General features: G+C 60.2%; 11 protein-coding genes. 3 read left to right on the top strand and 8 right to left on the bottom strand.

Annotated features, from left to right (window positions below; translation table 11 throughout):
- Window positions 1-21 precede the first annotated feature (21 nt).
- On the bottom strand, window positions 22-402 hold the full coding sequence (locus HPY65_03925; GenBank protein NPU83616.1) for a YtxH domain-containing protein: 381 nt from the start codon (window positions 400-402) through the stop codon (window positions 22-24).
- 643 nt (window positions 403-1,045) lie between these two features.
- On the opposite strand from HPY65_03925, the gene HPY65_03920 reads away from it, so the two are divergent.
- The 3 genes from HPY65_03920 to HPY65_03910 all read left to right on the top strand — a co-directional run bounded on the left by HPY65_03920 (window position 1,046) and on the right by HPY65_03910 (window position 4,564).
- Window positions 1,046-2,719, top strand: coding sequence for a hydantoinase/oxoprolinase family protein (locus tag HPY65_03920; GenBank protein NPU83615.1), 1,674 nt, complete (start codon window positions 1,046-1,048; stop codon window positions 2,717-2,719).
- Complete coding sequence (locus HPY65_03915) at window positions 2,716-4,032, top strand: histone deacetylase (protein ID NPU83614.1); 1,317 nt, start codon at window positions 2,716-2,718, stop codon at window positions 4,030-4,032. Before HPY65_03920 ends, HPY65_03915 begins: the two co-directional genes overlap by 4 nt.
- 205 nt (window positions 4,033-4,237) lie before the next feature.
- On the top strand, window positions 4,238-4,564 hold the full coding sequence (locus tag HPY65_03910; protein ID NPU83613.1) for a 4-carboxymuconolactone decarboxylase: 327 nt from the start codon (window positions 4,238-4,240) through the stop codon (window positions 4,562-4,564).
- 247 nt (window positions 4,565-4,811) lie between these two features.
- On the opposite strand, the gene HPY65_03905 is transcribed toward HPY65_03910, so the two are convergent.
- The 7 genes from HPY65_03905 to HPY65_03875 form a co-directional block, all read right to left on the bottom strand.
- Window positions 4,812-5,027, bottom strand: a complete 216-nt coding sequence (locus HPY65_03905) for an acetyl-CoA carboxylase biotin carboxyl carrier protein subunit (GenBank protein NPU83612.1) — start codon at window positions 5,025-5,027, stop codon at window positions 4,812-4,814.
- Between the two features lie 93 nt (window positions 5,028-5,120).
- Window positions 5,121-6,311, bottom strand: coding sequence for a pyruvate carboxyltransferase (locus HPY65_03900; GenBank protein ID NPU83611.1), 1,191 nt, complete (start codon window positions 6,309-6,311; stop codon window positions 5,121-5,123).
- A gap of 112 nt (window positions 6,312-6,423) precedes the next feature.
- The gene (locus HPY65_03895) at window positions 6,424-7,224 is read right to left on the bottom strand and encodes an enoyl-CoA hydratase (GenBank protein ID NPU83610.1); all 801 of its coding nucleotides are present in this window, start codon (window positions 7,222-7,224) and stop codon (window positions 6,424-6,426) included.
- Between the two features lie 31 nt (window positions 7,225-7,255).
- Window positions 7,256-8,929, bottom strand: coding sequence for a propionyl-CoA carboxylase (locus tag HPY65_03890; GenBank protein ID NPU83609.1), 1,674 nt, complete (start codon window positions 8,927-8,929; stop codon window positions 7,256-7,258).
- Window positions 8,930-9,291: 362 nt separating this feature from the next.
- Complete coding sequence (locus HPY65_03885; protein NPU83608.1) at window positions 9,292-11,091, bottom strand: AMP-binding protein; 1,800 nt, start codon at window positions 11,089-11,091, stop codon at window positions 9,292-9,294.
- Between the two features lie 17 nt (window positions 11,092-11,108).
- Window positions 11,109-11,891 carry an ABC transporter ATP-binding protein gene (locus HPY65_03880; protein NPU83607.1) on the bottom strand — a complete coding sequence of 261 codons (783 nt, stop codon included), beginning with the start codon at window positions 11,889-11,891 and terminating at the stop codon, window positions 11,109-11,111.
- Window positions 11,884-12,660, bottom strand: a complete 777-nt coding sequence (locus tag HPY65_03875; GenBank protein ID NPU83606.1) for an ABC transporter ATP-binding protein — start codon at window positions 12,658-12,660, stop codon at window positions 11,884-11,886. The genes HPY65_03880 and HPY65_03875 overlap by 8 nt, the downstream gene beginning before the upstream one ends.
- Window positions 12,661-12,664: the final 4 nt, after the last annotated feature.

Raw genomic sequence — 12,664 nt, 5'->3', positions numbered from 1 at the left:
ACTCCGGATGCTTTTTTACAATCAGGTGGTCTTTCCCTTTTCCTCCTTGAAGGCCTCCACGCCGGCATCGATAGCCCGTTTCAATCGGCCGGTATTTTCCTGAAGGCTGGCCTTACCCTGTGCCGCCAGTTCTGAAACCTTTCCTTCCACATCGCCGGCCTTTTCCTTCGCCACTTCCTCAATGGACTTCAAACGGCTCACCGTGGCTTCATAAATTTTCTTGCTCCGCTCAACGGCTTCTTCATACTCTTCTTTCGCCTTGGCCATCCATTCTTCCGATTTCCGTCCGATATCCTCCCTCGTCTCCTTGCCGCTCTTCGGGGCATAGAGGATGCCCAACGCGGCGCCAATCAGACCGCCAATAAGCAGTCCCGTCAGTAAATCCGTCGTTCTGTTGGACATGATGCTCCCTCCTTTCTTCATTGGCAATATGTCAGAATCCGGACCCACTCACCCATTATAGCCGGTTAGCAATACTACCACAGGGAAGAGCAGGGAGACAAGGAAGAAAAGAAATGTCGAGTCAATCAGAATGCTTTGGTCATATCATCGCGATTTCCTGCCTGGAAAAACAAAACCGGGCATCCGCAGGGCGGATACCCGGTTCGTTCATTCACTCTTGATCTTAGGGAACTACTTTGCCGGAGCTGCCGGGGCTGCCGGGGCTGCCGGGGCTGCGCCGGGGGCTGCGGGAGCCGCGCCGGGGGCTGCGGGAGCCGCACCAGGGGCCGGAGCCGGGGCCGGGGCCGGAGCCGGAGCCGGAGCTGCCTGCTTCACCTCTGCGGGTTTCGGCTCTTCTGCCTTCTTGCAGCCAACCACTGCGAAGGATAACGACACGCAGAATAGCAGGGAAAGAACGATAGCGAAGACCCTCTTCATCTACCTATTCACCTCCTTTCATGAGACTTTCAATCTTTCTGTGATCCTTGACGTCACAGGTCATTGGGCACGAACGATACGCTTTTTTTTTGCCTTGTCAAGTCAATTTTATCGGTATATACAGCCGAAACTGAAATGCGGGGCTCACTCCCCGAGGGGGGAACCAATGATCTTGGGCATTGATGTTGGGGGAACGCATACCGATGCAGTCCTGATTGAAAATCTGGTTGTCAAGCGCAAGACAAAAGTTCCAACCGACGAGAAAAACCTCCTGAATTCGCTTCTGGCCGTCACGACCAACCTCCTCCGGGATGAACAGCCAGAGAAACTTGAACGCGTTGTCCTGAGCACGACCATCTCCACAAACGCCATTGTCCAGAAGAAAACGGACCGCGTCGGAATGATCCTCATCAGCGGTCCCGGACTGCCGCCGTCTCTGCTGCCCGTTCATGAGGACAGTATCCATATTCGCGGTTATTCGAACCACCGGGGGGCGGAAATGGCGGCCATCGACCCGGAGGAGGTCGCCCAAGCGTCGAGGCGGTTTCAGGAAAAAGAGATCAGACATCTTGGAGTGGTCGGCAAGTTCTCCACCCGGAACCCGAAACAGGAGACCGTGGTCCGGGATCTTCTGGATGGATCCTATCGACACATCTCCATGGGACACCGGCTGTCGGGTCATTTGAATTTTCCACGGAGGATCGCCACCACCTACCTCAACGAGTCGATCTGGCGGCGGTACAACACCTTTATCACCCAGATCCAAGGCTTCGTCCGCGACCAGGGCATCACCGTTCCCATCTATATCCTCAAGGCGGACGGAGGGACCTTCGATATCGAGCATTCGCGCGAATTTCCCGTCCAGACGATTCTCTCCGGGCCGGCAGCGAGCATCATGGGCATCCTCAGCATGGCCCGCTGCCGCCGGGATGCGGTCGCCCTGGATATGGGCGGAACGACAACCGACATCGCCCTTTTCGCCGACGGTGTACCCCTTCTGGAACCCTTCGGCGTCACCATTGAAGGCCACAAAACCCTGATTCGCGGGCTGAAGACGAAGTCCATCGGCGTGGGAGGAGACAGCCTTGTCAGCGTTACGGACGGCCGGCTGCAGATCGGACCCGTACGGGAAGGACCGGCCTATGCCTGCGGAGGCCCCTGCCCGACGCCGACGGACGCCATGATTGTCCTGGGAATGACCGATATCGGTGATGCGTTACTGGCCCGAAGGGCCATGGAAGACATCGGCCGGCAGTTGAATATGGGGATCGAGGATGCGGCCCGGGCCGTTTACGAAGAGACCTGCCGAATCGTCTCGGCGGCGGTGACATCCATGGTCGAAGAGGTCAACAACAAGCCCGTTTACACGATCCACGAAATCCTGGAAGGCAAGAAACTGATTCCCAAGACCCTGTTCGTGGTTGGAGGTCCCGCCGGAGCAATCGCTCCGCGAATGGCGGAACTCCTTGGCTGCCCCGCACAGATCCCCGAGCACGCCGAAGTGGCCAATGCCATCGGCGCCGCGCTGGCCCGCACCACTGCCGAGATGACGCTCCTTGCCGACACGGAACAGCAGCTCCTGACCATCGCGGAAGACGGTTACCAGGAGGCGATCCCGGCCCGCTTCACCCGGGCGGATGCCATCCGGATCGGGCAGGATCGGCTGCGCAAAAAAGTCATGGCCATGGGAGCGCGGGAAGAGGACCTGGAGATCGAAGTGATTGAAGACATGGAATTCAACATGGTCAAGCAGTTCTATACGACCGGGAAGAACATCCGTGTCAAGGTGCAGGTCAAGCCGGGATTGATCGCCGGTTTTACCGAAGGGGGGAAAGCATGACGAAGAAACCGAGAAAAACGGGGCTCATCTTTTTCCCCGCCTTCGACTGGGCCATTTCCCCCACCCACCCGGAGCGGGAAGAGCGGCTCCTCTATACGCAGGACCAGGTGTTCGAGGAAGGGCTGCTCGATTTCGAGAACATTCTCGAGTTCAAGCCGGGCATGGCAACCGTCGAGGACATCAACCGGGCTCACATCTGCGTCCCCGACGCCCGCTCCGTCATCACCGAATCCCACCTGATCTCCGCCGGCGGAGCCATCACCGCGGCCGACAAGGTGCTGAGGAAAGAGGTGGACAACGCCTTCGCCCTCGTCCGCCCGCCGGGCCATCACGCCATGCTGGTCGTGCACGGCGCCCGGGGATTCTGCAACATCAACATCGAGGCCGTCATGGTGGAATATATCCGGAAGCATTACGGCATCCGGAAAGTCGCCATCGTCGATACGGACTGCCACCATGGCGACGGCACCCAGGACATTTACTGGAACGATCCCGACACCCTGTGCATCTCCATCCACCAGGACGGCCGGACGCTCTACCCGGGTACGGGCTTCCCGGAGGAAATGGGGGGACCGAACGCCCTCGGATACACGATCAACATCCCCCTGCCTCCCCGGACATCCGACGAGGGATTTCTCTACACGCTGGAAAACGCCATCCTGCCGATCCTGGACGATTTCCAGCCCGAATTGATCATCAACTCTGCGGGCCAGGACAATCACTACAGCGATCCGATCACGAACATGCGCTTCAGCGCCCGCGGATACGCCCTTCTGAACGACCGGCTGTCCCCCGACATCGCTGTTCTGGAAGGCGGGTACTCCATCGAGAAGGCCCTGCCCTACGTGAACATGGGCATCATCCTGGCCATGGCCGGCCTCGATTACGATTCCGTCCGGGAACCCGACTTCCATGCCGAGTCCCTGCGCCAGTCGGACGAACTGACGCGGAAAATCGAGCGGGACGTGGCGGAGATCCACCGGCTCTGGAAAAGCAGGCATTCCCTGAAGAAGAAGATGGTCGGTGATTCCCGATACACCCGGCGGCGAAAGGGTATCTATTACGATACGGACGGCATCTCCGAACACCAGGAGGAAACGGTCCGCATCTGCGAGGACTGCGGCGGTCTCGTTCTGATCGATTCACAGGCGGACACGGGGAAGCGGATCTACGCCGTGATCATCCCGCACCATGCCTGTCCTGCGTGTCGCCTGGAAGGCGAAGATTTCTTCGGGAAGATTCCCGTCCAGCAGTACTCCCATGTCTATCTCCAGGACCGGGACAAAGACAATTTCCAGGTAAAATCGAGATAGCAGCTCCCACGGTACGGGTTTCCGGGAGTACCGGAAAGAAGCGTAACGCCTTTCCCATGCCGGGAGCAGGAGAGTGGCATGAATAAAAGCCGGGAACCGCACCCGGTGGAATTGCATTCAAGGAGAAAGGAGAGGAAGCGTGAGCGACGACGTCAACAAGAAAACCCAGGAGACAGCGACCAGGCTGTTCGGCAAGGGGGTCAAGATGGATCCCCCGTACCTGATGTGGCGCCAGTTCGACAAGGATCTGGCCAACGACTTTTCCCGGTTTATCACGGGAAACCTTTACTCCAGGACGGTGCTGACCCTGCCGGAACGGCAGATGGCGGCCTGCGCCATGCTGGCAGCCCTCCGGGCTACGGGCGAGTTGAAATTGCACGTCAATGCCGCCCTGAACGTGGGCTGCGATCCCCGGAAGCTGGCGGAGATCTTCTTCCAGGTGGCGACCTACGCCGGCATGCCCGCCGTCAACGAAGCGCTGGAGGTTTACCGGGACGTCCTGAAGGAGCGGGGCGAATGGCCCGTCAAATGATCCGGTGAGTCTTGGAAAAAACATGACACGGAAAAGGGGGACAAGTTTGAGATCTGTTCCCCTTTTCACATTTCAGATGCGAGGCGCCCGATATCATGGGCCGCGAGGCGTACTTTGAGTACGTCGAACGGCACAGGATGAGGGGAACGAAGCAGATGGGCGTTTTTCAGCGGCCCATAAATAGAAATCCCCCGTGCCCATATATATCCGGACCGGGGGATTTCTATCTTTAATCCAGGGATATAGGCTACCCCAGAACGACCAGGACCTGATTGGTGTCGACCTTGTCCTTCTCCTCCACCTTGATCTCGGTGACCTTTCCGTCCGCCGGGGCCACAATGGGGTTTTCCATCTTCATGGCTTCCAGGATGATCAACTCCTCATCCGCCTTCACATCGTCACCGACACTCACCAGAATCTCCGCAATGGTCCCCGGCATCGGGGCCACAACTTCTACTGCCATGGGATTACCTCCTCAACGAATTTGATAAGGACCAATTTCTTATGGTGAGAGGGGGAACGCCAAGTTCCCCCTCTCCCAGTGCAATGTTGATGGTTATTTCTTCCAGATCGGATCCGCCGGTCCCCAGGGTTCCGGCAGAACGGCTTCGGCCGTCCAGTCCTGGGGTGTCCGCTGTCCAGGCTTCTCGCCCAGTTTATCGATCAGTTTCTTGAGGCCCGGGCGGGCGAACTTCATATGACCCGCCTTCTGAGTCCGCCCGTTGTAAATGGCTTCGGAGCGGAGCCGACGGCCCGTCGTCTTCTCCATCTTCCTGCCCAGCCAGAGAACGCGATCTACATCATAGCCGTGCTCGATGCCCAGCTCATCGATCTGGACCAGGAGATCCTCCATGGTGACCAAACCGACGAAGCGCGGGTCGTCGTAGTAGTACTCTCCGGTGCCCCGGATGGGACAGTCATCGAGGAAGTTGGCCGGCTGGCCGCCCAGGCCGCCCAAAGTGGCCTCGAAGCGGGTGATCCCCGCCTGCAGGGCCGCCAGGACGGATGAAGAGGCAATGCGCTTCGTCTCGTGCAGGTGGCACAGATGAGCCTCCGGGTTGGGCATCGCGTCCAGGACCATGGAGAAATAACGGTACACGTCGGCCGCGTTGGCGGAGCCGTCGTGGTCGGCGTGCTCGATGTCATGGGCGCCGATCTGGAACCAGCGCTTCGTGAACTCCACGGCGTCCTTCAACTCCGTGGCGCCGCTGATGGGGCTCCCCCAGATGGTGCTGACGGTGCCGACCATCTTGATCCCGGCATCCCGAGCCTTCTGGATGCAACGCTCTGCCTCACGCCAGTAGTGGGTCAGGGTCGTCCCTGAATTCGCGAAGTGGTGCTCCGGATCCGTGGAGACCATCATGAGGATCCGGTCGGGACCGTACCCTTCCTTCCTCATCCGGATGGCGATGTCCACCGAGGGTTCCCGGATCGTGACGCATGTCAGGCAGACGTCCTTGTCCAGGTCGATGCCCTGGCGGGAAGCCCGCTTCCGGAACTCGTCGCTCCGCATGGCCTTCATGACCTCTGCTGCGTCCACGAACTGGGGCGTCGTGGCGGCGGCCAGGTTGGTCACTTCCAGTTCCCGGCAGCCCGCCAGAATCATTTCCTGTCCGTAGAAGATCTTCGCCTGCGTGGAGATGAACTTCTCCTCGTGCTGGAAACCGTCACGGATCGTGATGTCCCCGATGGACACCTTTTTGGGCATCCGGGGGAAAATCTTCCAGTAATCGTACTCTGTCGCCATAAAAAACTACCCTCCTCCTCAGATTTGGTGGTTATTGGTTTGCGGGTTCCGACTGACCGGCGCCGTCCCTCCCTTGGCGGCAGCGGAGGAAAGGAACGACGCCGGTCATGGATTACTCGCCCTTGAAAACGGGTTTCCGCTTCTCCGCGAAAGCCGCCAGTGCCTCCAGCCGGTCCTTCGTGGGAATGGTCACTTCGTAGGCCTTGGATTCCAGCGGCAGGGCTACGCCCAGGCTGGCTTCCATGCCGTAGTTGATGGCGAACTTCGCCTGAGCGACCCCGATGGGGCCGTTTTTGGCGATTTCCCTGGCCAGTTCCAGGGCCGCTTCCATCAGTTTGTCGGGCTCCACGACCTTGCTCACCAGCCCGATATCGAGGGCTGCCTGGGCACCAAACCGCCGGGCCGTGAAGATCAGCTCTTTCGCCTTCGCCATCCCGACGATCCGCGGAAGCCTCTGAGTGCCGCCGGCACCCGGAATGATCGCCAGGGACGTTTCCGTCAGTCCCATCAGGACGTTGGACGATGCGATGCGGATGTCGCACGCCAGCGCCAATTCGGTACCGCCGCCGAAGGCAAAGCCGTTGATGGCGGCGATGACGGGGATGCGGACCTGCTCCACTGCCGTGAAGGTGTTGCGAATCGTGAAGATGAACCGTCGCACCTGGTCCTGGGTCAGGGTCCGTCGCTCTTTCAGATCGGCCCCCGTGGAAAAGGACCACTTCTTGGGATCGTCGCCGGCCTTGGAGCCGGTGATGATGATGCAGCGCAGATCCAAATCGAAGTTGGCTTCGCGGATCGTGTCCGCCAGCACCGCCAGCAGGTCGAAGTTGAAGCAGTTCATGGCATCGGGCCGATTCAGAGTGAGAATCAGGATGCCATCCTCGGTTCTTTCTTTCAGCAGTACGTCCGACATGTTTTCCTCCTCCCTTCTTCCCGGATCGGGATTACACCTTCAAGTCGCCCCAGTCGGACTTCTTGATGGGCACGCGCAGTGAGACCTCGAAGGCACGGGTGATCTTGTCCCGGGCCTCGCTGAAGGCGATCACGCCGTCGTGGAAGAGGAGCGACCCGGTGTAGAAGGGATGACCCTCGGCATCATACCGGTCGCGCATCATCTTGCGGAAGGCGGCCATTTCTTCCTCGTTCACCGCGCCGCCCTTGTCGACGATGTTCTTGCGGCGAACCGTCTCGACGATGAAGCCCGCCGTCTCGCCGGACATGACGGTCGTGCGGCCCCGCATGTTCGTGAAGGCGAATCGGGGCTTGAACGCCCGGCCGCACATGCCGTAGTTGGCGGCGCCGTGGTCGGGACCGATGACGTAGGTGACCTTCGGGGTGTCGAGGCAGGTGCAGGCCCGGACCATGTCGGAACCATACTTGCCGATGCCGCCCCACTCCTCGGCCTTGCCGACCATGTAGCCGGGGGAGCCCTGGAGGAAGAGAACGGGGAGCTTGGAATTGCCGCAGCGGATCATCCACTCCGTCGCCTTCCGGGCCGCGTCGATGTAAATGACGCCGCTGGCGTTGGAGGCGATGACACCGACCGGGATTCCCTTCATCCACATCTTGCCGGCGATGATGGAATCACCGCGGCCGGGGCCGTAGGTGGGCTTGTACTCATAGAAGTAGCTGTCGTCGGCGAGGCATTTGATCGTCTCTTTGATGTTGATGTACTGGTACGTGTCCGTCGGGGTCCCCCGCATCATTTCCTTGAAATCGAACTTCGGCTCCCGGGTCTCCCGGCGGTCGATGTAGAGCTTCGATGTCGGTTCGAACTCCATCATTGCCCGGAGCTTCGCGACACCCTCTTCCTGGGTCCGGACAAAGTGATCGCAGCCTCCGGAATGCTGGGTGTGGACGTATGCGCCGCCCAGGTCTTCCATGGAGACGGTCTCGCCGATGGCCGACTTGACCATGGGGGGACCTGCCAGGAAGGCGTAGGCCATCTTCTCGATCATGATGGACTCGCTGGCCAGGTAGACGATGTAGGCGCCGCCCGCGGTGTTGCCGCCCGTGGAGAGGGTATACTGCCGGATCCCCTTGGCTGACATGCGGCACATGTTGTAGAACATGCTGCCGAAGTGGCCGTCGTCGGCAAAGCATCCCACCTGGAGAGGCAGGTTGATGCCGCCTGAATCGGTGAGGTAGACGCAGGGCAGCTCGCACTGCTCGGCAATCGCCTGGGCCCGCATGTGCTTCTTCAGTGTAATGGGGAAATAGGTGCCTGCGGCGTAGCGGTTTTCGTTGGCAAAGATCATGCAATCCTTTCCCATGACCGTGCCGATGCCCGTGACGACGCCGCCTCCGGGAATGTGACCACGCTTTTCCGATTCGTAGATCTCTCCGCCATAGAGGCGCTTCTTGCCGATGTCGTAACCGGCGTCGAGCCCCAGTTCGAAGAATTCCGTTCCGGGATCGATCAGCAGCTTGATGAGATCGCGCATGGGCTTCTTGTTCTGCTTCGCCAGCCGGGCGACCTGATCGGCGCCGCCGATGTCAAAGGCCTCCTCCCGGTGCTTGAACAGGATCTCATCCTGCGCCAGCCAATGCTGCAGATTCTTCTCCCTTTCGGCCTCGAGTCTCTCAGCCCTTGTCAATTTTTTTTTCTCTTCTGCCATGTTACCCTCCTCTCACGTGGTGAAAAAATAGACGCATTTCAGGCGGTGCTACCGAAAAGATTTTCCCCGAAGGATCCGCTCCTCCAAAACCCGGACCACGACGCTACCTCTTGTCCAAGGTTTGGATTCCACTGAAAAAATCAACGGATGGATGCGGATCTCCGGAGAGATCCATCGAATTACCGTCACGGACAGCGGAAGAACAACGGTGTCCCTGTACCCGATTTGCCATCAAAATTCAACCCTTTAATTTGAAACGGGAGTAGTTTTTTTCGCTTAGTGATTACAACTATTTATGCACTGCGGATCGGGCTCGCATCGCCTGCAATGGAGGTCATGCCCGGAGGGGGAAAAACGCACCGTCAATCGGTATACATGGACTCGATCAGGTCGGCATACTGCGTGTTGATGAATTTCCGCTTCACTTTCATCGTCGGGGTCACTTCGCCATCCTCGGTGTACAGCTTCTTGTCGAGAATCCGGAACTGCCGGATGTTCTCCACCCGGGCGAGCTGGTCGTTCACCTTGCCGACCTCCTCCCGGATCAGCGCCGTTACCTCCTCCGTTCGCGTGAGACTGGCGAAGGTCGTGTAGGAAACCTTCCGGTCCTGGGCGAATTTCACGACGTTCTCCTCATCGATGACAATGATCGCCGTGAGGTATTTCCGCCCGTCGCCAATAACGACGGCATCGTTGATGTAAGGAGAAAACTTTAGAAGGTTCTCGATGTACTGGGGAGCGACGTTCTTCCCCCCGGCCGTGATGATCAGGTCCTTTTTCCGGTCCGTGATCCGGAGATAGCCCTCGTCGTCGATTTCCCCCACGTCTCCCGTGTGAAGCCACCCGTCCCGCAGGGCTTCCCGAGTATTTTCCTCATCCCGCCAGTATCCCAGAAAGATGCCCGGGTGGCGCACCAGGATCTCGCCGTCCTCCGAAATGCTCACCTCCGTTTCCGGGAGAGGCCTTCCCACCGTGCCCAGCTTGAAATGACGCTCATCGGACATGTGGGTGATCCCCGTGGTCTCCGTCATGCCGTATCCTTCCCGGATGGGGATTCCGATGCCCTGAAAGTACTTGAGTATGTTGTGGGAGATGGGGGCGGCTCCGGAAAATCCCAGCTTGACGCGGTCAAAACCCAGCCGTTCCTTCAGCTTACGGAAGACCGCGAAATAGGCCAGTCCGTAGGCCAGTCGCATCAGGAAGGACGGAGTCCGTCCCGCCAGGCATTCCTCGTTGTGCCGCGAGCCGATCCGTACGGCAGCCCCGTAAGCGGCGCGCTTCAGGCGCGTGGCATCGGCCATCCGGAGGACGATGCCCGAGTAGTATTTCTCCCAGATGCGGGGCACCGCGTGGAAGAGGGTCGGCGATACTTCCTGCATGTCCGCCATGACCGTATCGGTGTTCTCCGTGAAATTGACCGTGTGCCCGACGGTCAGATGAACCATCAGGTCGAAGATCTGCTCGTAGACATGGTTGAGCGGGAGAAAGGAGATGGTCTCGTCGTCCTTCCCGGCCCGGCAGATCTCGCCGGCCTTCCTTCCCACCCACAGATAGCCTTCATGAGACAGCATGGCCCCTTTCGGAGGCCCCGTCGTGCCGGACGTGTAGATGATCCCCGCGACGTCCCCGCCGCGGCCTTCCCCGACAAGCCGGTCAAAGAGGTCCGGCTGTTCCCCGTCCAGGCGCTCTCCCTCCCGGAGCAGCTCGTCAAAGCTCATCAGCATGGGATCCCGGAAATGCCGGAGCCCCTCCATGTTCCACACCACGAGTTTCCGGAGCTTCGGGGTCCGCTCCCGGAAGACCAGGGCCTTGTCGAGCTGCTCCTCGTCCTCGCAGATGTAGACGACGGATTCCGAATGACCCGCCACGTACTCGCACTCGGCAACGGGATTCGTCGTATAGATCCCCACAAAGGTCCCGCCTGCGGCAAGAGTCCCCAGGGCGCTGTAAAGCCACTCCGGCCGGTTCTCCCCGATGATCGCCACGCGCTCTCCCCGGCGGACCCCGATGGCGTGGAGGCCCAGCGCCGCGAGACGCACCTGGCGCAGGTATCCGGCCCATGAAATGTCGCGCCAGATCCCCATGTCCTTGCGTCGCATGGCTGCCCGTCCGGGCTGCCTCGCGGCGACGGACGCCAGGGCCTTGGGGAGGGTATCAACCATGCTGTTCGCCTGTCCGGTCACCGGAACCTCACCTTCCGCCGGTAGCGCTTGTATCCCTTCACCGACGCTTCCCGGGCCACGCCGAGATAGAACTCTTTCACGTCCTCATCTTCCCGGAGAATCTCCGGCCGGTCTGCCCGGACGATGCGCCCGTTTTCCATCAGGTAGGCGAACTGCGAAAACTGCAGGGCCATGTGGACGTTCTGCTCTACCAGCAGGATCGTCACCCCCTCCCGGGTATTGATGTCCCGGATGATGTGAAAGATTTCCTTCGTGAGGAGCGGCGACAGCCCCAGGGACGGCTCGTCCAGCATGAGAAGCTTCGGCCGGCTCATGAGGGCCCGCCCGATGGCCAGCATCTGCTGCTCTCCGCCGCTCAGGTAACCCGCCTGCTGTTCCCGCCGCTCCCGAAGCACGGGAAAAAGCTGAAGGACCCGCTCCATGTCCTCCCGGACCGCCGGGCCGTCGCGCCGTGTGTAGGCCCCCATGAGGATGTTCTCCCGCACCGTCAGCTCCGGGAAGACCTCCCGTCCCTCGGGGACATAGCTGATCCCCATCCGGACGATCTCGTCGGGATTCTTCCGCTCGATGCGCACTCCCCGGAACTCGACGGTCCCCTTCTCGGGCTGCTCCTTTCTCTGGCCGTAGAGTAGCCGCATGATCGTCTTGAGGGTCGTCGACTTCCCCGCCCCGTTGGATCCCAGGAGCGCCACGACCTGCCCTTCCCGGACCTCGAAGGAGATCCCGTGAAGCGCCCGGATCAGGTCGTACCAGGTCTCGACGTTGGAGAGTCTAAGCATCGGCCTCCCCCAGATACGCCCGGATCACTTCCGGGTGGCTCTGCACCTCCTGCGGGGTCCCCTCGACGATGGCCTGCCCCTGGTTGACGGCCAGAATCCGGTCGGAGATCCCCATGATCATGTTCATGTCGTGCTCGATCAGCAGGATCGTCACTCCATAGTCCTCCCGGATGTCCCGGATCCAGAGGTTCAGGTCCTCCTTCTCTTCCGTGTTCATGCCCGCCGAGGGCTCGTCCAGCAGAAGCAGCTTCGGTTCGAGGGCCAGGGCCCTCCCAAGCTCCACGAGCTTCCGCTTGCCGTAGGGTAGGCTCGCCACCGGCAGGTTCCGGACGGACTGCAGGTCCAGGAAATCGATGATTCGCTCGACCACCTCCCGGTTGCTGATCTCCTCCCGGGCCGCCCGGGACCGCCGCCCCCAGAGAAAGGCCCCGGAGAAGACCCCCGTCTTCATGTGGATGTGCCGCCCCAGGAGGAGGTTGTCCATCACGCTCGCATTGGAGAAGAGTTCGATGTTCTGGAAGGTCCGGGCGACACCCCGGCGGGCGACGCGGTCCGGCGACAGCCCCGTCAGCTTCTCGCCCTCCAGGAACACCTTTCCCCCGTCGGGCCGGTAGATGCCGCTGATCAGGTTGAAGATGGTGGTCTTCCCCGACCCGTTGGGCCCGATGATCGAGAAGATCCGGTTCTTCTCGACCCGAAAGCCCACTTCGTGGACCGCCTTCAGACCCCCGAAGGCAATGGAGAGGTTTTCCACCCGGAAGTGGTCCATGCTC

Source organism: Syntrophaceae bacterium (assembly GCA_013177825.1).
GTDB lineage: Bacteria > Desulfobacterota > Syntrophia > Syntrophales > PHBD01 > PHBD01.
Note: the sequence above shows the minus strand (reverse complement) of the source record. Positions and strands in the feature narration are given on the sequence as shown.